Origin of the sequence: Bacillus sp. ISL-41 (assembly GCF_018613235.1) — a bacterium.
Taxonomy (GTDB): Bacteria; Bacillota; Bacilli; order Bacillales; family Cytobacillaceae; genus Mesobacillus.
Map to the genome: position 1 here is coordinate 33,040 of NZ_JAGGQP010000038.1, position 20,950 is coordinate 53,989.

The 20,950-nt window shown below is 43.9% G+C and carries 24 protein-coding genes and 1 riboswitch; of the genes, 13 read left to right on the forward strand and 11 right to left on the reverse strand.

The window, feature by feature from the left end:
• Positions 1 to 33 precede the first annotated feature (33 nt).
• Together J7I80_RS19540 and J7I80_RS19545 are read left to right on the forward strand one after the other, a co-directional pair.
• Positions 34 to 834 carry an alpha/beta fold hydrolase gene (locus J7I80_RS19540; protein ID WP_214740546.1) on the forward strand — a complete coding sequence of 267 codons (801 nt, stop codon included), beginning with the start codon at positions 34 to 36 and terminating at the stop codon, positions 832 to 834.
• Between the two features lie 6 nt (positions 835 to 840).
• A complete protein-coding gene (locus J7I80_RS19545) occupies positions 841 to 1,473 on the forward strand; it encodes a CPBP family intramembrane glutamic endopeptidase (protein ID WP_214740548.1) in 633 nt (210 codons plus the stop codon).
• A gap of 37 nt (positions 1,474 to 1,510) precedes the next feature.
• Here the strand turns inward: J7I80_RS19545 and J7I80_RS19550 are convergent, their stop codons facing one another.
• On the reverse strand, positions 1,511 to 1,666 hold the full coding sequence (locus J7I80_RS19550; protein ID WP_214740550.1) for a DUF1540 domain-containing protein: 156 nt from the start codon (positions 1,664 to 1,666) through the stop codon (positions 1,511 to 1,513).
• Between the two features lie 117 nt (positions 1,667 to 1,783).
• Positions 1,784 to 2,809, reverse strand: coding sequence for a metal ABC transporter solute-binding protein, Zn/Mn family (locus tag J7I80_RS19555; protein WP_214740552.1), 1,026 nt, complete (start codon positions 2,807 to 2,809; stop codon positions 1,784 to 1,786).
• A gap of 224 nt (positions 2,810 to 3,033) precedes the next feature.
• On the opposite strand from J7I80_RS19555, the gene J7I80_RS19560 reads away from it, so the two are divergent.
• Positions 3,034 to 3,597 carry a beta-class carbonic anhydrase gene (locus J7I80_RS19560; RefSeq protein ID WP_214740554.1) on the forward strand — a complete coding sequence of 188 codons (564 nt, stop codon included), beginning with the start codon at positions 3,034 to 3,036 and terminating at the stop codon, positions 3,595 to 3,597.
• 2 nt (positions 3,598 to 3,599) lie between these two features.
• Here J7I80_RS19560 and yidD read toward each other — a convergent pair whose 3' ends face one another.
• Positions 3,600 to 3,854, reverse strand: a complete 255-nt coding sequence (gene yidD, locus J7I80_RS19565) for a membrane protein insertion efficiency factor YidD (protein WP_041968034.1) — start codon at positions 3,852 to 3,854, stop codon at positions 3,600 to 3,602.
• Between the two features lie 49 nt (positions 3,855 to 3,903).
• A complete protein-coding gene (gene ytzI, locus J7I80_RS19570; RefSeq protein ID WP_214740556.1) occupies positions 3,904 to 4,065 on the reverse strand; it encodes a YtzI protein in 162 nt (53 codons plus the stop codon).
• Between the two features lie 133 nt (positions 4,066 to 4,198).
• On the opposite strand from ytzI, the gene J7I80_RS19575 reads away from it, so the two are divergent.
• Positions 4,199 to 4,639, forward strand: coding sequence for a Dps family protein (locus J7I80_RS19575; protein WP_214740558.1), 441 nt, complete (start codon positions 4,199 to 4,201; stop codon positions 4,637 to 4,639).
• Between the two features lie 107 nt (positions 4,640 to 4,746).
• On the opposite strand, the gene J7I80_RS19580 is transcribed toward J7I80_RS19575, so the two are convergent.
• Positions 4,747 to 5,004, reverse strand: a complete 258-nt coding sequence (locus J7I80_RS19580) for a DUF6154 family protein (protein ID WP_023626881.1) — start codon at positions 5,002 to 5,004, stop codon at positions 4,747 to 4,749.
• Between the two features lie 252 nt (positions 5,005 to 5,256).
• Between J7I80_RS19580 and J7I80_RS19585 the strand changes: the two genes are divergently transcribed.
• Together J7I80_RS19585 and ytkD are read left to right on the forward strand one after the other, a co-directional pair.
• Positions 5,257 to 5,577, forward strand: a complete 321-nt coding sequence (locus J7I80_RS19585) for a hydrolase (protein WP_214740560.1) — start codon at positions 5,257 to 5,259, stop codon at positions 5,575 to 5,577.
• Positions 5,578 to 5,663: 86 nt separating this feature from the next.
• Positions 5,664 to 6,128: an RNA deprotection pyrophosphohydrolase gene (gene ytkD, locus J7I80_RS19590; RefSeq protein WP_353050140.1), complete on the forward strand. Its 465-nt coding sequence runs from the start codon at positions 5,664 to 5,666 to the stop codon at positions 6,126 to 6,128.
• A 205-nt stretch (positions 6,129 to 6,333) separates the two neighbouring features.
• Here the strand turns inward: ytkD and J7I80_RS19595 are convergent, their stop codons facing one another.
• From J7I80_RS19595 to J7I80_RS19605, 3 genes are read right to left on the reverse strand one after another with little or no spacing between them, the layout of a single operon-like run.
• Positions 6,334 to 7,179 carry an ABC transporter permease gene (locus tag J7I80_RS19595; RefSeq protein WP_214740564.1) on the reverse strand — a complete coding sequence of 282 codons (846 nt, stop codon included), beginning with the start codon at positions 7,177 to 7,179 and terminating at the stop codon, positions 6,334 to 6,336.
• Positions 7,121 to 7,897, reverse strand: coding sequence for an ABC transporter ATP-binding protein (locus tag J7I80_RS19600; protein WP_214740566.1), 777 nt, complete (start codon positions 7,895 to 7,897; stop codon positions 7,121 to 7,123). Before J7I80_RS19600 ends, J7I80_RS19595 begins: the two co-directional genes overlap by 59 nt.
• A gap of 16 nt (positions 7,898 to 7,913) precedes the next feature.
• The gene (locus J7I80_RS19605; protein WP_214740568.1) at positions 7,914 to 8,909 is read right to left on the reverse strand and encodes an ABC transporter substrate-binding protein; all 996 of its coding nucleotides are present in this window, start codon (positions 8,907 to 8,909) and stop codon (positions 7,914 to 7,916) included.
• Positions 8,910 to 9,028: 119 nt separating this feature from the next.
• On the opposite strand from J7I80_RS19605, the gene J7I80_RS19610 reads away from it, so the two are divergent.
• The 3 genes from J7I80_RS19610 to J7I80_RS19620 all read left to right on the forward strand — a co-directional run bounded on the left by J7I80_RS19610 (position 9,029) and on the right by J7I80_RS19620 (position 11,258).
• Positions 9,029 to 9,817 (forward strand): alpha/beta hydrolase family protein, encoded by a 789-nt coding sequence (locus tag J7I80_RS19610; protein WP_251027868.1) that lies wholly within the window; start codon positions 9,029 to 9,031, stop codon positions 9,815 to 9,817.
• 41 nt (positions 9,818 to 9,858) lie between these two features.
• Complete coding sequence (locus J7I80_RS19615) at positions 9,859 to 10,101, forward strand: DUF2584 domain-containing protein (protein WP_214740570.1); 243 nt, start codon at positions 9,859 to 9,861, stop codon at positions 10,099 to 10,101.
• A 146-nt stretch (positions 10,102 to 10,247) separates the two neighbouring features.
• The gene (locus J7I80_RS19620; protein ID WP_251027869.1) at positions 10,248 to 11,258 is read left to right on the forward strand and encodes a DUF3231 family protein; all 1,011 of its coding nucleotides are present in this window, start codon (positions 10,248 to 10,250) and stop codon (positions 11,256 to 11,258) included.
• A gap of 207 nt (positions 11,259 to 11,465) precedes the next feature.
• Here J7I80_RS19620 and pckA read toward each other — a convergent pair whose 3' ends face one another.
• Positions 11,466 to 13,055, reverse strand: coding sequence for a phosphoenolpyruvate carboxykinase (ATP) (gene pckA / locus J7I80_RS19625; RefSeq protein ID WP_214740572.1), 1,590 nt, complete (start codon positions 13,053 to 13,055; stop codon positions 11,466 to 11,468).
• 316 nt (positions 13,056 to 13,371) lie between these two features.
• Positions 13,372 to 13,513: riboswitch (SAM riboswitch) on the forward strand.
• A gap of 284 nt (positions 13,514 to 13,797) precedes the next feature.
• Between pckA and metK the strand changes: the two genes are divergently transcribed.
• On the forward strand, positions 13,798 to 15,000 hold the full coding sequence (gene metK / locus J7I80_RS19630; RefSeq protein ID WP_214740574.1) for a methionine adenosyltransferase: 1,203 nt from the start codon (positions 13,798 to 13,800) through the stop codon (positions 14,998 to 15,000).
• A 294-nt stretch (positions 15,001 to 15,294) separates the two neighbouring features.
• Positions 15,295 to 17,190 carry an asparagine synthase (glutamine-hydrolyzing) gene (gene asnB / locus J7I80_RS19635; protein ID WP_214740576.1) on the forward strand — a complete coding sequence of 632 codons (1,896 nt, stop codon included), beginning with the start codon at positions 15,295 to 15,297 and terminating at the stop codon, positions 17,188 to 17,190.
• Between the two features lie 3 nt (positions 17,191 to 17,193).
• Here the strand turns inward: asnB and J7I80_RS19640 are convergent, their stop codons facing one another.
• Complete coding sequence (locus J7I80_RS19640) at positions 17,194 to 18,078, reverse strand: C39 family peptidase (RefSeq protein ID WP_214740578.1); 885 nt, start codon at positions 18,076 to 18,078, stop codon at positions 17,194 to 17,196.
• 85 nt (positions 18,079 to 18,163) lie between these two features.
• Positions 18,164 to 18,679 carry a gamma carbonic anhydrase gene (locus J7I80_RS19645; protein WP_192473430.1) on the reverse strand — a complete coding sequence of 172 codons (516 nt, stop codon included), beginning with the start codon at positions 18,677 to 18,679 and terminating at the stop codon, positions 18,164 to 18,166.
• A gap of 105 nt (positions 18,680 to 18,784) precedes the next feature.
• Here J7I80_RS19645 and J7I80_RS19650 point away from each other — a divergent pair, with 105 nt between their 5' ends.
• A complete protein-coding gene (locus J7I80_RS19650) occupies positions 18,785 to 19,588 on the forward strand; it encodes an alpha/beta hydrolase (RefSeq protein WP_214740580.1) in 804 nt (267 codons plus the stop codon).
• Between the two features lie 24 nt (positions 19,589 to 19,612).
• A complete protein-coding gene (locus J7I80_RS19655; RefSeq protein ID WP_214740581.1) occupies positions 19,613 to 20,707 on the forward strand; it encodes a tetraprenyl-beta-curcumene synthase family protein in 1,095 nt (364 codons plus the stop codon).
• Positions 20,708 to 20,950: the final 243 nt, after the last annotated feature.

Sequence of the window (20,950 nt, forward strand, 5' to 3'; positions counted from 1 at the left end):
CGGGTATAGGCAGCATAAGGGGTGAAGCTTTTTATGCCATATGCCAAAATCGACGATTCTCTCTCGCTTTACTATCATATAAAAGGTGAAGGACTGCCTGTTGTGTTCATCCATCCTTTTGTGATGGGACACAATGTTTTTAAGTATCAGGAGGCTCTGTCACATCGCTACAAGACCATCTTTTTCGACCTGGCCGGGCATGGGCGAAGTTCGAAGGGGAATAAATCGGCAAGCATTGCGGCACTTGCAGATGATTTAAAGATTTTGCTGGACGAGATAGGTATTGAGAAAGCTGTGCTCTGCGGCTATTCTCATGGCGGATTGGTTGCCCAGGAATTTGCATTGAAGTATCCTGAACGCTCAGAAGCATTAATCTTGTCTGGCGGGTTTTCAAAGATTGAAACCTTTATCCCAAAGCTTATCATTAAGCTAGTGCAGATTATGGTTAAATTCGGCCAAGTGTCTCTTGCTGCAAAATGGCAGGCAAAGTTTCACAAATGGGATCCGGAGGATGAAAACGAGATCTTTGAGTTAGCCAGGCAATCAGATGCCCAGCGTTCGTATGAGTATATAAAATCTGGGCTTCATTATGATTCCACCAGCCAGCTTTCTAAGTTGGATATGCCTGTTCTACTAATATACGGCTCCCTGGAAAAGCCGATGCACCGCTACCGCATACCTTTTCAAAAAAAAGCTCCGCAAACACAGGTAGTCTATATAAAGAATGGTACACATCAGCTGCCGCCCAGGTCACATCAGGAATTCAATGCGATTGTCGACACTTTTTTGCAGCCGCTCAATGATAACAAAGAGAAGCAAGCAGGACTGGGGTAGGTGGACATGAAAAGACTTTTACTGTTGCTTGGGCCGACGCTCATGATTTTCATCGGGCTTCAAGTGCTGGAGAATGTAATTATTACGTTTATGCTTTTCTATAGCTGGCTTTTAGCTGTGCCTTTGCTTGTTGGCGGAGTTCCCCTGGAAAGGTTCAAAACGACAAGTAAGTCTGTTATGTTGGGCTTGGGGAGCGGACTGCTGTTTTTCCTTTTCATTTTTGGAGGGTTAAATTGGCTGCATGTTTATCTTCTGGATATTGACCAGCTTAGGGTGCTGCTTTTGGAATGGGGTTTTTCTGCAAAGGGTGAGATTTGGCTCGTTCTGGTCCTGTTGGTGGCTAATCCAATTTTGGAAGAATTCTATTGGAGAGGTTTTATATTTGAGAAGCTGAGAAAAGAAGGAACAGCCAAGTATGCAATATTGATGACAGCTGCTTTTTATACGTTATACCATTTGCTCTCGGTGATTCCGATTTTCGATGGTATGTACGGTGTCGTTGCAGCCGTGCCAGTCTTCGTTGCAGGCATGTTTTGGGGCTATATCAGAGAAAAAACTGGTTCCATCACAGCAGCCATCATCGGGCATGTATTGAGTGACCTGGGAATCATCTTTGTGTATTGGTTTCTGATTAGGTAATCAGAAATAAGACCGGGCTGGTACCCGGTCTGAAAAATTAACTTAAAGCCTCAAACGTTTTGCAGTCTGTTTCACGGCTATTGTCGGCTTGCTCTCCTACATGGCTGACGACATATATCTTGTCAGCGCTGCAAAGGTTTCCGTCTTTCCAATAATGACAGTTGTTGACTTCGCATAATACATCTTTTGCCATAGCTGTACCACTCCTTTTTGGTTGATACAAGCTTAGCATGCAGCGAAAAGTGCCTGGTGATTCCAGCTAAAATCAGGAAGCTAAAAAACGCCTCCCAAAAAGGGAGGCGACTGTGTGTTATTCATTCAATGCTTTTCCAAGGGTAGCAATATTTTTTTCCATCAAGGTAAAATAGGTTTCATTATTTTTAATATCCTCGTCGGTCAATACAGAAAGATTGTGGAGTGTCAGCGATTTTGCTCCAATCTCTTCCTGGACCATTTTGGCCAGCTTGGAATTAAAGTTTTGTTCGTTCAAAACATATTTAATCTTTTCTTCTTTCGCATGTGAAATCAATTTTTGAAGCTCTTTTTGCGATGGCTCATTTGTCGTTGATTGGCCAGAAATGCTAATTTGCTGGATTCCGTAACGCTCCTCCCAATAACTGAAGGCCGAGTGTGAAACCAGGATTTCATTGCGCTTGGCTGAACCAATAACCTTAGAAAATTCCTGGTCAAGATCCTTCAATTGAGCAGTCAGCTCAGTATAATTTTGTTCAAAGGTATCTTTACGCTCAGGCATCTGAGCTGCTAACTGTTCTTTGATTGCAAGGGCCAGCTCGTTTGCATAAATCGGGTCAAGCCATACATGCGGATCGAAGTCTCCATGACCATGATCATCCTCATCTGCATGGTTTTCCTCATCATGCGCATTCTCATCAGCATGCTCTTCCTCGTCATGTCCTTCTTCAGCCGAGCCATCCTCATTGTGCGCCTCGTCCTGATGTTCGTCATTTTCATCAAGATGCAAAGATTCACCAACCGGAACCATTTTTACATCCTCGTTTTTAAGTGTTTTGCTGGCTTTATCAACAAATCCCTCAAGGCCCAGACCGATATAGAAAAATAAGTCTGCGTCTGCCAGTGCCATCATATCTTTTTGGGAAGGCTCGAATGTATGCTCATCCGCTCCCGGTGGGTAGATGGTTTCAACTTTTACATATTCACCGCCAATTTGCTGTGCGAAAAACTGGAGTGGATAAACCGTGGTATAGACTTGAAGCAAATCATCGTTCTTCTCTTGATTAGCAGCATCCTGACCACAACCGCTTAGAAAAGCAGCAATGACCATAAATAGAGATAAAATAATTGCAGTTTTTTTCATATATGCCTCCTGTTAGTCAAAACGGACTCATTACGATTTAGAAAATAAATTTTATTTGTTATTAGTTTTCTTGTCATAAGGAAAAAATATTAATTCGTAATGGTTACGATTTACCTTCTGTATCATACAAAAGGATTGGAGCAAAATCAAGTAAAACATTTTGGTTCATATTCAATTTACGGTATTCTATTAGAAAGAGAATGTTTAAAAGGAGAATGATAACAATGAGAATGCTTGATGAAATTCTTGATTTCAATGAAAAGTTCGTAGCAGAGAAAAAATATGAAGAATTCACCACTACTAAGTTTCCAAATAAAAAGATGGTCATTTTAACTTGTATGGATACAAGGCTTGTTGAACTGTTGCCGAGAGCTTTGAATATTCGCAATGGTGATGTGAAAATTGTCAAGAATGCCGGTGCGCTGATCATGCATCCGTTTGGAAGTATCATGAGAAGTCTGCTTGTCGCGGTTTACCAGCTGCAGGCGGAGGAAGTGGCGATCATTGGCCATTACGACTGCGGTATGAGCGGGATGAAGCCAGATGGTATGATTGAGGAAATGAAGCGGCGCGGAGTCAGCGATGACATGTTGAATACATTGAATTACTCAGGTATAGACGTGAAGGAATGGCTTCACGGTTTCGAGAACGTAAAGGACAGCGTTGCCCACAGTGTTGAAATCGTAAGAAACCATCCCTTGATGCCTAAGGATGTTCCGGTCCATGGCCTTGTAATCGATCCTTCAACGGGAAGGCTTGATCAAGTCATCGATGGATACCAAAAGTAAATTTAATGGTTATGAGCTTTAGCGTTCTTCTTTGATGGCCACTCTTCCGGTACCGGGTCCATGCCTCCTGGATGAAACGGCTGGCATTTAAGGATGCGTACAATCGTCAGCCATCCGCCTTTGAAGGGACCAAACCTTTTGATCGCTTCAAGCCCGTAATGGGAGCATGTCGGGTAAAATCGGCATGTAGGCGGCTTCAATGGAGAAATGACAACCTGATAAAAACGTATGATGCCGATGAATGCTTTTTTTAGCATGGTGGTTCATCCCTTCTTTAATCCTAAAAAGGAGCTGAGAGCAGCTCCTTTATTTTTTTTCCTCAGATGCATCAGTAGAATCCTCATGGGCGTTACTTCTATCAATCGGATCGACAGTATGTTTAAACTGATAAGCCTTCGAAGTAGTGACTACGCTTAATATTAAAACAATGATAACGATAATGACTGAGATAATCAAAACGGTATACATAAAAAGGCCTCCTTTGCTTCAAAATTATTGTAGCATGTTCTTTTCAGCGATAGGAAAAAAGTTGCTGCCATCATGTTTTTTATAAAGCTGGAAGGGGAATATATACTATGACTGAAAGGGAGGATGAAATTTAATGGCACAAACAGATTTAATCCAAGCAGTGAATAAGCAGGTTGCAAACTGGACGGTACTTTACACAAAGCTTCATAACTATCACTGGTATGTGAAAGGCCGTCATTTCTTTACACTCCATACGAAATTCGAAGAGCTTTATAACGAAGCTGCGACAATCATTGATGAATTCGCCGAAAGAATTCTCGCATTAGAAGGAAAGCCTGTTGCAACGCTTAAGGAATATCTTGAACTATCATCAGTTAAAGAAGCAACAGGGTCTGAAAATGAAGAAGAAATGGTCCAACAATTGCACGATGATTTTGCTACAATCGTGGACGAGCTCCATAGTGCAATTGAACTTGCGGAAAACGCAGAAGACACAGCTACAGCCGATATGCTGACAGAAGTGAAAATGAGCCTGCGCAAACATATGTGGATGTTCAAAGCTTATCTTGGATAAAAGGAGAACTGGCCGAAAAAACGGCCAGTTTTTTTCAATGTTATAGGAAATCAAGACAAAAAGAAAAACCGGCCGCAGCCGGTTTATATGTATGGTTATTATAAAGGTTAGTGCACATTCCTGGAAGGATATGAATTAACAGAGCGCGCGCCGAAATCGTCCTGGGCAAACTTTCCTTTCAAGCTCTCAATCAAATAAAGGCCCATCAAATCATATAGCTCCTGTTTATCAAGGTCCTGGATGATCTTCAACAAGTCTTCACGGCTCATTTCTTCAAGGAAGGCAAAAGCGAGCATATCGATATCCTCTTCATCACCGGTCAATTTATTGCGGTACAGTTCGTATAGCTCATCAATCAGTTTCATGAATTTCACCTCTCCTTCTTAATCGTCCATAATTCCTTATACTTATTAAATACCCTCCATCGGAAAAAATATGCCTTGGAATTGAAGTATTTTCCTATTGGGGTAGTGGGTTGCTTATATCTATATTTGGTCTAATTTTAACATACTGACAACTTTAAGAGTAATTTGGAGGGCAGAAAAAATTATTTATTTTATAGATATTCAGTATAAACGAATATAGACGCAGGGAACGATATCCATGAGGTGAGGCACATGCCAGAAGGCAAAAAAACATATTATATCAACATCAGTGAAGGCCATATTTCAAGCGATTCAACTGCATCTCCATGGAATTTTAAAATTGAGGCAAATGATGAGGAAATCACCGCATTGAGGGAAATATTCGATCAGAGCCATTCCACAGGCTGGCAGAATTTCATGAGGGCGCACGTCCCATATGTACAATACCATTATGACCGTGAAAATGATGCCCTCGACAGACAGCTGATCCAGACATATGAAATGATCTATAATCTCGGCGATGAAGAAGCCAAGAACCATATTGAAAGCATGGGGATCCTTCCTGAAAAATAGAGCAGCCGCAGGCAGATGTCTGCGGTTTATTCATTTTCTGGTTTTCTATATAATTAGGTTATGAATTTAGGCAGGGAGTTTTCATGATGAAATTTAAAGACATGAACGGTGGAGAGGTTAACTTATCCTTTCAGGAAAATGCCTTTGAAAAAAGTGCACGCCACGTGCTGGTCATCTGTATATATCAAGGCAAATGGCTTTTGACCAAACATAGAGTCAGAGGTCTTGAGTTCCCCGGCGGCAAAGTGGAAAAAGGGGAAACGCTGGAGGACGCAGCTCGCCGTGAGGTCATGGAGGAGACTGGCGCAGCCTTAGCCAGGTTAGTGAGCATTGGGGAGTATCAGGTGAGTGATAAAGAGGGTTCGTTTGTTAAAAGAATCTTTTACGGTGAAGCAGAAAAAATCGAGCCAAAAGATGATTACTTGGAAACTGCCGGACCGGTCCTTGTAACTGGCGATATGCTGGTGGAAAGAATGAAGGACGAGTACAGTTTTATCATGAAGGACGATGTGATGAAGCATAGTCTGAGATTTTTGCAGAAAAAGTTGTGAAAGTGGCGGATTCGCCGCTTTTTTTATTCTTATGTGATTAATTTGCATCGGATTTGACTGTAGGTATAACCCCTGAAACTGGATATTGGCGAAAATCAGATTTTATTGGCGGAGTTCACAACTTTATTGGCGCTGCCGCTACTTACTCTAAATAAGCTGCTTACTGAGGAAATAAAGAGAAGCCGGACATCTTATTCCGGCTTCGTTACTGATTGCTTTTAATCAGTTTCTTTTCAAGCAGTTCGACGAGCTGATACATCACGGTGGCAAACAAAGCAATGACGAGCAGTGACAAAAAGACGAGCGTGAAGTTGAAAACTTGGAATCCATAGATGATCATATATCCAAGACCACGTGCCGAAACGAGGAATTCTCCAACAATAACACCTACCCAGCTCAGGCCGACATTCACTTTCAACGTAGAAATAATAGTCGGGAAGGAGGCTGGAAGGATAGCTTCCCGAAAACACTGTGTCCTTGTTGCTCCGAATGTCTGCAGCACTTTCAGGTAGTTCGGGTCAACCTCTTTGAAAGCCGTATACACTACGATTGTCGTGATGATCACGGAGATAATCGCGCCCATCGCTATGATCGACGTCATATTAGTGCCAAGGGCTACGATGAGTATTGGACCCAGCGCGACCTTTGGCATTGAATTCAGGATAACAAGATATGGGTCAAGAATTTTTGACAGCATCGGCGACCACCATAAAAGAGCGGCCAATATCGTGCCGGCCAGTGTTCCCAGGATAAATCCCAGTACGGTTTCCGCCAGTGTCACTCCAAGGTTAACAGCTAATGACCCATCCATCGTTTTCTCAATTAACATATTCCAGATTTTTGACGGGGAACTGAAAAGCAGCGGGTCAATCCATTTTTGCTGGCTTGAGATTTCCCAAAGGGCAAAAAAGGCAATGAAAATCAGCAGTTGGTAGACTCGGACGGTTTTCCGCTCGCGGCTTAGCTTTTTCAGGTATTGTTGATGGAGGAGTTCAGTGTTCTTCTGGTTCAATTGATTCCAACTCCTTCCATATCTTCTGGAATAGTTCATTGTACAAAGGGTGGTTTCTTGCCTCGAATGGACTTAGGTTCCGCAGCTCCTCCGGAATGGTAAAAGTTCTATGCAAACGGCCTGGTCTTGGCGAAAACAGGAAGATCCGGTCGCTCATTGCGATTGCTTCCCCGATATCATGGGTGACGAGAATCGCGGTTTTTCCGAAAGTCTTGAATGTATTAGAAACCAGGTCTTCAAGTTTCAATTTCGTTTGATAGTCCAATGCGGAGAAAGGTTCGTCGAGCATGAGCAGCTTCGGTTCTGTTGCCAGTGTCCTTACCAGTGCCACACGCTGGCGCATTCCGCCGGAAAGCTGTTTTGGATAATGCTTTTCTACATTTTCCAAACCCATTTGCCTTAGCAGCGATAAAACCTCATCCTTTTTTGAAGCTTCCATAGTTCCGCTAATCTTCAAGCCAAGAAAGATATTTTCCTCAATTGTTTTCCAAGGAAATAAATAATCCTGCTGCAGCATATATCCGGTTTGATTTGCAGACTCCTTGACTGATTTTCCTGCCAGTTTTACCAGTCCATCAGTAGGCTCAATCAGCCCGGCGATGATCGAAAGCAACGTTGTTTTGCCGCAGCCGCTCGGACCCAGGAAGGAAACGAACTCACCTTCCTGGACATCGAGTGAAATATTATTCAAAGCATTGACAGCGGTTGTTTGTGTGAAATAAGTGTGCTGAATCCCTGTTAATGTCAAAAAGTCCATTGGCTGCAACCTCCTGTTATTTCATGATTTCTTCTGCCACCTCTGTGTTGACTAAGGTGTCATGGCTGACTTCCTCAGGAAGTTCCCCTGCTTCATCCATGATGTCCTGCAGGTTTTCCCATTCCTCTTCATCTAGAATCGGGTCAGTTGCGAATGATCCCTGACTCTTGTATCGATCAACAACTGTTTCAATCAGTGACAAATCTGTATCCTTAAAATATGGCTGGATGATCTCCGCTGTTTCTTTTGCACTGTGTGATTCCACCCACTTCTGGGCCTTATAGACTGCGCGGGTGAATTTCTCGATTGTCTCCGGGTTTTTCTTCATGTAGCTTTGTTTGGCCATAAATGTGGTATATGGTACATGACCGGACTCGGTTCCGAAAGAAGCGACGATATGGCCTATGCCCTCTAATTCAAACATGCTGGCCTGCGGTTCAAATAGCTGGACGAAGTCTCCAGTTCCGGAAGCGAAGGCATTAGGTATATTCGCGTAATCAATATTTTGGATCATCTCTAAATCTGCCTTTGGATCGATGTCATGCTTCTTGAGGACGAATTCACCGACCATTTGCGGCATCCCGCCTGTACGCTGGCCGAGATAGGTAGCTCCCTTTAACTGATCCCATGAAAAATCATCGATTTTTTCTCTGGAAACGAGGAAGGTGCCATCGGTTTGCGTCAGCTGGGCAAAGTTGATGACCGGATCATTTGATCCCTGGGCATAAACATAGATCGATGTCTCAGAACCGACGAGGCCGATATCTGCTGCATTAGAGAGTACGGCTGTCATGGTCTTGTCGCCGCCCCATGTTGTCGTTAATTCAACTTTCAATCCCTCTTCCTCAAAAAATCCCTTTTCAAGGGCAACATATTGAGGAGCATAGAAGATTGAACGTGTTACCTCTGCAACTTTGACAGTCTGTACCTTGTCTTGACCGCAGGCAGCTAGAGGTATAATAAGTACTGCAATCAAAAATAAAGCAAAACCAGCTTTGAACCATTTTTTCATAATGATGCCTCCTAAAAATCTGTCTTAATTTGGGCTTACAGTATCGTATGAATCACCTAAAAATGTGTGAATGCCCAGGAACCAAATTTGGAAAAATCCATATAAGAGGAGTGTTTACTTTGGAATATGACGGGCAAATAATCTCAGCTTATAAATTTCCTTCCCCCAATCCGGCCGTCGAGCTGGAAATGGTCACCTATTATGCAGGCGGGTTGCGGGTCAAGGGTCTTCTGGCCAGGCCAGTTGACGGAAGCGGTACAGAAGGATTTTTGTATCTGCGTGGCGGAATCAAAAATGTAGGCAAGGTACGCCCCGCACGGATTGCGCAATTTGCGTCTGAAGGATTCACGGTTTTCGCTCCTTTTTACAGGGGGAACCAGGGGGGTGAAGGGGATGAGGACTTCGGAGGTGACGATCGGATTGATGCATTCGCCGGATTCAAGCTGCTTCAATCCTTGCCAGGCGTGGGAAAGGTTCATATCTTTGGATTTTCACGCGGTGGGTTGATGGCTTTGCTGACGGCCATTCAATTTCCGGAGACAGCATCGGTCGTGACTTGGGGCGGTGTTACAGATATGTTTTTAACGTATGTGGAAAGGAAGGATTTGCGCAGGATGATGAAAAGGGTAATCGGCGGGTCGCCGAAAAAGGTGCCAAGCAGATATAAATTCAGGACACCTTTGTACGAAATTGAAAACCTCAAGGCACCAGTGCTGCTCATCCACGGCCGCAATGACCGCAATGTATCAGCTGAGCATTCATACCGGCTGGAAAAACGGTTAAAAGAGTTGGAAAAGCCTGTGGAAAGCTGGTACTTTGATGAATATACACACTATTTCCCGCCGGTGATGAACCGTAAAGTGGTCACCGATTTAACGAATTGGATGAAATTGCTGCCACAACAATGATAAAATGAATGTGAAGTTATTAGTGTAGAGGAGCGAAAATCATGGGGATGCCATTAGAGTTTAATACGATGATTGTGACAAAGGGCCGGGAAGAAAGGCTCGAAGACAACTTCTTCTCTTTAAAAAAGGAAGGCTACAGGCTTTATCCAGTTGACATTCCGCTAGAAGTCAAAAAGACAATCGAAGGTGACCTTACAGGAACAGGTGTCATCAAGAAAGTCGAGTGGACAGAAAACACCACAACCCTTACGTATCAATTAATATCCTTAAACTCCACCAACTAAGCAGGGCACATATTGTGCTCTGTTTTTTTCTTTACAGTCATTATTTGAGTTTAAACTCTTTAATAACAGTACTTAAAATAGCTGAATAGTTATCAAAGAATATTATCTCTTTTTTAGTGCAAAAATAAGGAAAAAAGGAGTTATGAATGAAAATGGAACATAACCCTCAATTGACTTCATCAGAGGTTGCGGCAATGTGGGGAGCGTATATGCAGAATTCAATGGCTCACTGTATTGTTCAGCATTTTGCAAAGGTAAATGAAGATACCTCAATGACGGAAATCTTAAATACTGCATTATCAAACTGCAAATTTGTTGCGGATCAAGTCAAATCGATTTTCGAAAAAGACCAACATGCTCTGCCTATCGGTTTTACTCAGGAGGACGTAAATCTAGAGGCAGGCCGAGTGTATTCAGATCTTTTCACTTTGCGATATATTAAATATATGGCTTCGGCAGGAACTGTTGCATCAGCAGCATTTCTGGAAGTATTGGCAAGGAATGATGTAAGAGAATTATTTTCGAAGACTTCTGAGATATTTATGAAACTTTATAATGAATCATGTGACTTACTTCTTAAAAAAGGTACATTCGTACGCTCGCCAACAATACCTCCAATGGAGAAAGCAGAATATCTGCAGGATGAATCATTTTTATCTAGTTTAATTGGAAGACATCGGCCACTAACCGCAGTGGAACTGGCTCATATATCTAAAAATACAGAGACAAATTCGATTGGCAGAACATTTTTGGCTGGTTTTTCTCAAACAGCCCAATCACCAGAGGTACGAAAATTTATGGAAAGAGGTACAGAAATAGCCGCTAAGCATGAGACTGTATTTAGAGAAATATTATTACAAGATGGAGTTCCGCTCCCAAGTACCTGGGATTCAGCGATATCCCAATCAATTGTCCCGCCTTTTTCAGATAAGCTAATGATGTTTCAAACCAACAGTTTAAGTGCTATCAGTGTTGGCGGGTACGGAACTGCAATTGGAGCGAGCCTAAGAAAAGATATAGGCGGACATTACACAAGACTTGTGACTGAAATCCTTCAATATGCAAATGACGGAATTAAAATAATGATTAATAACAGATGGATGGAACAGCCTCCACAAAATGTTGACAGGGAAGCATTAAGAAATAGAAGTAATTAGTATGAATTGCAACAATGAGGCCATTTCCAATCGGAAATGGCCTCATTGTTGCAATAAGAAAGGATAGATTTTACTTTGAGAATTGTCCAGCTACAGCGCCTAGCCCCTCGAGTCGCTTCAGTCCGCCCAATGAAGTCAAAGAACGACTTCACCCGGTCGGCCTTCCAGCGCTTGTCGGCGCTGACCAAGGCGCTTCCGCTTTTCTAATTATTTCGCTGTCGGTCCGCCTTTTTCTTCGATCACGGATGGTACGTTTGTGAACTTTTTGAAGTTTTCGCGGAACTTGCCTGCGAGTTCGTTTGCTTTTGCGTAGTATGCTTCTTTGTCATTCCATGTCTTGACTGGCTGGAGGACATCGTCAGGTACACCAGGTACATGTGCAGGGATATCCAGGCCGAAGATTTCGTCTTTGACGGTTTCGACATTGTTCAGTTCTCCTTCAAGAGCTGCCTGGACCATGGCGCGTGTGTAAGCCAGCTTCATGCGGCTGCCTGTGCCATACTCCCCGCCTGTCCAACCTGTGTTCACTAGGAAGACCTTCGCATTGTGCTCGTCGATTTTTTCACCGAGCATTTCCGCGTATCTTGTTGCTGCAAGCGGAAGGAAAGGTGAGCCGAAGCAAGTCGAGAACGTTGCCTGCGGTGAAGTGATGCCGCGCTCAGTTCCAGCGAGCTTTGATGTATATCCGCTCAAGAAATGGTACATAGCCTGTTCCTTCGTAAGCTTGGCGATTGGAGGCAATACTCCGAAAGCATCAGCAGTCAGGAATACGATTGCGTTTGGATGACCGGCAATGCTAGGGTCCACGATGTTATCGATCGCCTGGATCGGATAAGCTGCACGAGTATTTTCAGTCAGGCTGCCATCATCATAATCCGCAACGCGGGTTTCATCATCGATCACGACATTTTCAAGAACAGATCCGAAGCGGATCGCATCATAAATCTGCGGTTCTTTTTCCTTCGATAAGTTGATGCACTTCGCGTAGCAGCCGCCTTCGATGTTGAAAACACCATTAGCTGACCAGCCATGCTCATCATCACCAATCAAACGGCGATTGTTATCAGCTGACAGAGTGGTCTTTCCAGTTCCGGATAAGCCGAAGAACAAGGCAACATCACCTTCGCGTCCGACGTTTGCAGAGCAATGCATGGAAAGGATGCCGTTTTCAGGAAGCAGGTAGTTCATCACAGAGAAAATCGATTTTTTCATTTCACCCGCATATTCTGTTCCGCCGATCAACACGACCCGCTGTTCAAAGGAAACGATGATGAATGTTTCGGAATTCGTTCCATCAACCTCGGGATCCGCTTTGAAAGTCGGTGCAGAGATGACCGTGAATTCAGATTCGTGGTCAACAAGCTCTTCCTCCGTTGGGCGGATGAACAATTGATGTGCGAAAAGGTTGTGCCAGGCGTATTCGTTAATGACCTGGATCGGAAGCTGGTATTTCTTGTCGGCACCCGCGAATCCTTTGAATACGAATACTTCTTCTTTTTCTTTAAGGAAATTCAATACCTTGTTATATAGTTTTGTAAAAGATTCCTCGGATATCGGCTGGTTGACAGAACCCCAATCAATTTTATCCTTCACGGACTCTTCTTCGACAATGAATTTATCTTTAGGTGAACGGCCCGTATATTTACCAGTAGTCGCTCTGACTGCACCAGTTGAAGTCAGAAGCCCTTCGTTCCGGTTCAGGACTTTTTCAACAAGCTGGGGAACGGATAACTGCACCTGTACATTGCTTCCTTTTAATAAAGCTGAAAGTTCATTTGATATTCCTACAACATTCATCGGAGAATACCTTCCTTTTTTAAAAGATTAATAATTTGTAAGTGTTTACATATCGATATTAGTATAACACATTTGTTTAATTAATCTATACTAATGACTCGAAAAATTACCTTGTACCTAACTTGCGTTATATAATTCTTTCTTTATATAGTCAAGCGAAAAGGATGCTTTTCAGGCGCTTTTTTTCACAAAAAAACTTTCAACAACAATCGACTTTATTTTCCAAAAAAACTTTCAACAACAATCGACAAAATTACCGAGAAAACCATTGACATGCAATTATAGTTTCGTTATGATTTGGACTTGAACGGATACTCTCTTATCCCGAGCTGGTGGAGGGACAGGCCCAATGAAACCCAGCAACCTGCAGACGTGAAAAAACAGCCTTTGGAATGCTGATCTTTTTCCGGGCAAAGGTGCTAACCTGACGCAAGGGAACTGCCCTTGAACGATAAGAGCGAAAGGCGCGGATTTAAGCAAAAACCTTTCCTCGTAATTGGAGAGGTTTTTTATATTGCTTATTTCTGTCCAATGCAGGAAATGCTGCTGGACTGCCTTCTTAGGTGTCATTGCTCCCGTGGGTGAAATTAGGAAAAAAGAAATTCACCATGAACTCTAAACAAATTTTTCTAATAAAAACTCAGCGTTTATTTCATACTACATAGGGAATGAGTACCGTATCAACCCGGGGTCTGTATTGGGACAGCCTCGATCAATTTTTATAAATAAGGGAGGAACTCAGATGTCAAACAAACGCCGTTTGTTCACTTCTGAATCAGTAACAGAAGGCCATCCGGATAAAATCTGCGACCAGATTTCTGACGCGATTTTGGATGCGATCCTTGCAAAAGATGCTAATGCACGTGTTGCTGCTGAAACATCAGTTACGACAGGCCTTGTACTAGTTGCAGGCGAAATCACTACATCTACATACGTAGATATTCCGAAAATCGTTCGTGAAACAGTAAAGGAAATTGGCTACACTCGCGCGAAGTATGGTTTCGACTCTGAAACTTGCGCAGTTTTGACTTCTATCGACGAGCAGTCTGCAGACATCGCGATGGGCGTCGACCAGGCTCTTGAAGCTCGTGAAGGCCAAATGTCAGATGAGGAAATCGAAGCAATTGGTGCAGGGGACCAAGGCTTAATGTTTGGTTTTGCATGTAATGAGACAAAAGAGCTTATGCCTCTTCCAATCTCATTAGCACACAAAATTTCCCGCCGTCTGACTGAAGTGCGCAAGGAAGAAATCCTTCCATACCTTCGTCCAGACGGAAAAACTCAGGTAACAGTAGAGTACGATGAGAACGACAAGCCAGTCCGTATCGATACTATCGTTATCTCAACTCAGCACCACCCGGAAGTTTCACTCGAGCAAATCCAGCGCAACCTTAAAGAACATGTCATCAAACCTGTTGTTCCAGCAGAATTGATCGACGAAAACACAAAATACTTCATCAATCCAACTGGCCGTTTCGTAATCGGCGGACCACAGGGTGATGCAGGTCTTACTGGTCGCAAGATCATCGTTGATACTTACGGCGGATACGCTCGCCACGGCGGAGGCGCATTCTCTGGTAAGGATCCAACAAAAGTTGACCGTTCAGCTGCATACGCTGCACGTTACGTTGCCAAGAACATCGTAGCTGCCGGCCTTGCTGAAAAAGTTGAAGTTCAGCTTGCATACGCAATCGGTGTTGCTCGTCCGGTATCGATTTCAGTTGATACTTTCGGAACAGGCAAAGTCAGCGAAGATGTATTGATCGACGTTGTAGAAAGCAATTTCGATCTTCGTCCTGCTGGGATCATCAATATGCTTGACCTGCGCAAGCCAATCTACAAGCAGACAGCTGCTTATGGACACTTCGGCCGTTCTGACGTAGACCTTCCTTGGGAACGTACAGACAAAGCTGAAACACTTCGCACTCAAGCACTAGGAAAATAAAAAAGTACAAAGGGAGTTGCATAGAAATATGTAACTCCCTTTATTATTTGCCGTCTAATCAGGGAACACTCAAAATCCCATCAGGTTTGTGTATGGTCCAAAAGGTGTAAAATAGAGTATTACCTTAAATTTCCCTTAGATTTTACTGCAAAAAAATTGCGTTTAATGATAGTATTAGATGGTATGTTTTTAGGAAGATCATTTCTATTAGGTTCTTTGTTATAAAAATCGCGCTTTGAACGTAAATCAGCGCAAAACTAAATTTTTTCTGAAATGGAGAAGGTGAAGTACATAATGTGTGGCTTTATCGGTTGTGTACATGAGAATGCACAAGAATTCAGCGGCGATGATAAGCAGCTGTTTAAAAATATGAATGACATCATCACCCATCGCGGTCCTGATGATGATGGATATTTCTATGATGAGCATATCCAATTCGGCTTCCGCCGTCTGAGCATCATTGATCTCGAGGCTGGTCATCAGCCATTGACCTATGAAAATGAGCGTTACTGGATCATTTTCAACGGGGAAATCTACAATTATCTTGAGCTTCGTGAAGAGTTGATGGAAGAAGGGCTCAGCTTCGAAACTCACTCGGATACTGAAGTCATCATTGCTCTTTACAGCCATCTTAAAGAGCAGGCTGTCGACAAGCTGCGTGGTATGTTCGCATTTGTCATCTGGGATAAAGAAGAGCAGGTTCTTTACGGTGCGCGTGACCATTTCGGAATCAAGCCATTCTTCTATTTTGAAGATGGCGACCGTACGTTCTTTGGTTCTGAGAAAAAGAGTATCCTGCTTGCGCTGGAAAACGATGTCCTTGATTACAAGGCACTGCAGCATTATTTGACATATCAGTTCGTTCCAGAACCAAATACAATGTCCGAAGGCATTTACAAGCTTGAGCCGGGGCATTATTTTACAAAGAAAATCGGTTCGCCGATGGAAATCAAGCGTTACTGGAAAGCGAGCTTTTCGCCAATCCACAAAACCGAGGATGAATTTACGAAGGAGATCAGGGACGTCCTGTTTGAATCCGTAAAAATCCACATGCGCAGTGATGTGCCAGTTGGATCATTCCTTTCTGGCGGAATTGATTCTTCGATCATCGCGTCGATTGCGAAACAGTACCATCCTGGGATCAAGACATTCTCTGTTGGTTTTGAACAGAATGGCTTCAGTGAAATTGACGTCGCGAAGGAAACAGCTGATCGACTTGGTGTCGAAAACATCAGCTATGTGATCAGCCCGCAGGAGTACATGGATGAACTGCCGAAAATCATGTGGCATATGGATGACCCGCTTGCCGACCCGGCAGCGATCCCTTTGTATTTCGTTGCCCGTGAAGCGCGGAAGCATGTAACGGTTGTCCTTTCAGGTGAAGGAGCGGATGAATTGTTCGGCGGATATAATATCTACCGTGAACCGCAGGATCTTGAGATGTTCAACAAAATCCCTCAGGCAGGGAAGGTCATGCTCAAAGGCATCGCGAAAATGATGCCAGAGGGAATGAAGGGGAAAAGCTTCATTGAACGCGGCGTGACACCAATGCAAGAGCGTTATATCGGAAATGCGAAGATGTTCTCTGAAAAAGAGAAGAGCGAGCTGCTGCACGTATATAACGGCCAGTACGATTACAGGGATATCACGAAGCCTCTTTACAGAGAGAGCAGAGGATATGACCCGGTTGATACGATGCAATATATCGATATCCATACATGGATGCGCGGCGACATTTTATTGAAGGCTGATAAAATGACGATGGCTCATTCACTGGAGCTTCGTGTACCATTCCTGGATAAGATTGTTTTCGAAACAGCTTCGAAGATTCCTACAAGCCTGAAGACGGCTAATAATACAACAAAGTATATCTTACGTAAAGCGGCTGAAGGTGTGGTTCCTGAGCACGTGTTAACCCGCAAGAAGCTGGGCTTCCCGGTGCCGATCCGCCACTGGCTGAAGAACGAAATGAATGAATGGGCAAAGAATATCATCAAGGAAAGCAACACAGAGCATCTCATCAATAAGTCATACCTTTTGAAGCTATTGGATGACCACTGCCAGAACAAGGCGGATAACAGCCGCAAAATCTGGACGGTATTGATGTTCATGATGTGGCATGATGTGTATGTCGAAAAAAAATACTCCTTCCAGAAGGAGTATGAGGCTCAAAAAGTATTGCAGTCTTAAAAATCAGGGAAGGTAGGTAATGGCCTGCCTTCCCATTTGCACCCAGGCTTCCACGAAGTCTTTCATGGGTGCTTTTTTATTTTTTTCGCCCGTTAATGGGTCATTGAAGTAAATGGAATTTTCATCATAGCCTGTAATCAGGACCGAATGCTCCTTCATGGTTACTTTTACTGGCCCATCAGGCGTGTACCATGTCTGGAAAAAGCCTTCGTCCAGTTTTCTGTATTCCGTGTTCGTGATTACCCAAACCGGCCGGCCATCTGACAGGTGGATTTTCAGCTCTTGTAATTCGGCGCCCGTCAAATCTTTTATTTTGCCGGGAAGATACTGTTCTGCCAGGTCGGCAATCGGCTTGTGGTAGACTCCAAGTCCAGGTTCTGTGTAGGTGTACATATTGCCGACAAACCCTTTATTCGGGTCGCCAAAATAGATTTTGCCATCACTGAGACGATATTCGGCAGGGTTTTTCTTCACTTCTCTTGCGAGTGTCAGCTTGTCAGCCTGAACCCCTTGATGCTGCAGGAGCATGGCCAGACTTGTGACCTCACATCCTCTTGGGAGCTCTGGCATTTGCCAGATAACTGGAGCGTCAAGGACTACCTGTTTTTTGATCGGGATAATATCAGGTTCATCATTTTCGATGATCACAGGTGCCTTTTCGGCAGACGGTTCAGGTTCTTCAAGCCAGCTTTTCACTGACTGAACGGCTTTCGCAACATGGGAAGCCTGCACATTTTCCATCAGGAAAGCCCCGAGGATCGATGTGAAAACAAACAGGAACATCAGGATGGATTTCATCATGCTATTTTGTTTTCGGATCAACAGATAAAACAAGAGCAGCAGAGGTATGATTGCCGCAAGCGGTAAATACAGTTTTTCCACATCCATCACCACGTCCGCATATTTCAAAAATAAAAGGGTATATTATATTATTTAATATCGGACTGGTGAGGGAGTTTTTTTAGAGATTCATTCACCTTTGTTGCAAACTTTTATAGTATTGTCCTTTTTCAGCATATTCTCTGGAAATACGTTCCATATCGCGGATGTCATCTTCATTCAATTCACGGATGACTTTTGCCGGACGACCAAAAGCAAGCGTGTTGGGCGGGATTTTCTTTCCCTGCGGAACAAGGCTGCCGGCACCGATAAACGCACCTTCTCCGATTTCAGCCTGGTCAAGGATGATCGAGCCCATCCCAATTAAGGCTTTTTTTCTGATGATGCAGCTGTGGAGGATGACCTGATGTCCGACCGTTACTTCGTCTTCGAGGATTAATGGATTGTTCGGACTCTGGTGCAAGACTGAGTTATCCTGGATATTCACTTTATTCCCAATAATGGTAGGGGAGACATCGCCGCGGATCGAGGTGTTGAACCAGACACTCGATTCCTCGCCGATTTCAACGTCTCCGGTAATCGTTACATAATCCGCAATAAAAGCGGAATCCGCTATTTTAGGTGTTTTTCCTTTGTAAGGGTAAATCATTGCGCACACTCCTATAATTTATTGATGCTTTCGTTTTTATTTTTTACTAATTATATATTATAGTTCTTTTAAAGAAAGAAAAAGTATTTGAGTGGGGGAATGGTCATGTGGAAATGGGAAGCTGATGGGGATCCTAAGGCTGTAATCGTGATGATTCATGGTGCGCTGGAGCATCATCGCCGGTATGGCTGGCTGATTGAAGCCTGGCGCTCATCCGGATTTCATGTCATAATGGGTGATTTGCCTGGGCAGGGCATGACGACAAGGGCGAACCGTGGCCATATTGATTCATTTGACGAATATATCATGGAAGTGAAAGAGTGGGTTGAAGCTGCGTATGACTTTGACCTCCCGGTGTTTTTGCTGGGCCATAGCATGGGCGGGCTCGTTGCCATCCGCATGCTGCAGGAGGAGAGGGTCGAAATTGCCGGGCTGATTTTGTCATCGCCTTGCCTCGGTTTGGTGAATTATCCTTCGAAAATGCTGGATATGCTGTCGCATGGCTTGAATGTCATTGTGCCGACTTTCAGGATTTCACCTGGTCTGTCAGTCGAGATGGCCACCAGGAATGAGGATGTCAGGGCAGTCGACGCGAATGATTCACTGTACATCACCAAGGTGTCGGTGCGCTGGTACCGCGAACTGGTGGCTGCAATGGAGCAGGCCTTTGAAAATATAGACAAAGTACAGGACGTCCCGACTTTGCTAGTTCAAGGCGGCGATGATCAGATTGTAGATAAACGTTCTGTTAAGGAATGGTTCAATAATGCTCCCTTGTCGGAAAAAAGATATAAAGAATGGCCGAAGTGTTATCATGAAGTGTTCAACGAACCTGAACGAGAAGAGGTTTTTGATTATGCACATGATTTTGTCATCAGTCAGCTGAAGGCGATTGGTTATGTGTATTAGATATGGAGAGGGTGAAGCTGCAGCATGATGATCCCATCAATGCCCATCAGTTTGATGTACCGTGTATACAGGCAAGTCCTGCCTCAAGTACACCGTGAGCTTGCCTACTGGAAAAGCAGGGCAGAGGAGATTCCCAATCCGGAATTAAGAAAACAGGCGCTGGCCAGTATCGAGCATAAGACATTCCATTGTGAGGGTGGTTCGATTTTAAGCCTGACCGCGAAAAAACAATATAAGCAAGCAATCCGGTTCATTGTCGCATACCAGACAATCAGCGATTATCTCGACAATCTCTGTGATCGCAGCACGTCCATGGACCCCGCGGATTTTTCAGCGCTGCATGAATCAATGGCGGATGCCCTTACTCTTGACAGCCAGCTGAAAAATTACTATCGCGAACGGGAAGACCAGAATGATGGCGGATATCTGATCGAGCTGGTGACCGTTTGCCGAGAAGTACTTAGAGAGCTGGATCATTATCATGAGATTCAGCACCATCTGCTGGAGCTATGTGATTATTACTGTGATTTGCAGATTCACAAGCATGTTGAGGTCAAAGAGCGTGTCCCGAGACTGCAAACATGGTTCGACGGCCACCGAGAAGGGGTTCCGGACATGGAGTGGTATGAATTCTCTGCCTGTACCGGCTCGACGCTCGGAATCTTTTGCCTAGTGAGCTACGCGCTTCGCAATGATTTCACACCAGAGTATGCTGACAGTATCCGGAATGGCTATTTTCCATACATACAAGGGCTGCACATCCTGCTCGATTATTTTATTGACCAGGAGGAGGACCGCGAAGGCGGCGATTTGAACTTCTGCTTCTATTATGAAAATGAAGAAGCATTATTCGAGCGGCTCCGGCACTTCGTGGAAAATGCCGATCATCACACGGCTCGATTGCCGCATCGAAACTTCCACAAACTAATTAATCGCGGGCTGCTCGGCGTTTACCTGTCCGATGAAAAAGTAAGGCGCCAGGAGCGGATCAGGAAGCTGGCCAGGGAAATGATCAAAACCGCCGGCCCTGTCAGCTACTTCTTTTATATCAATGGACGAGCATATCGGTCATTGCAGAGGTGGGTTCCTGCTGGAGTTGTGAAGGCGTTTATAAAGTAGGATGGCAACAGCCAGGAGTTTGATTTCCAGGCTGTGTTTTTATGAGGACCGACCATCATAAAGGGGATGATGGACAAAAATCAGTCGGAATCCTGGAAAAAGTGTCCATCATTAGGAAGATGATGGACAAAAACTTGATGGAATCATGAAAAAGTGTCCGTCATCAAGGCGATGATGGACAAAAACTCGATGGAATCATGAAAAAGTGTCCGTCATTAGGTTGATGATGGACAAAAACTTGAT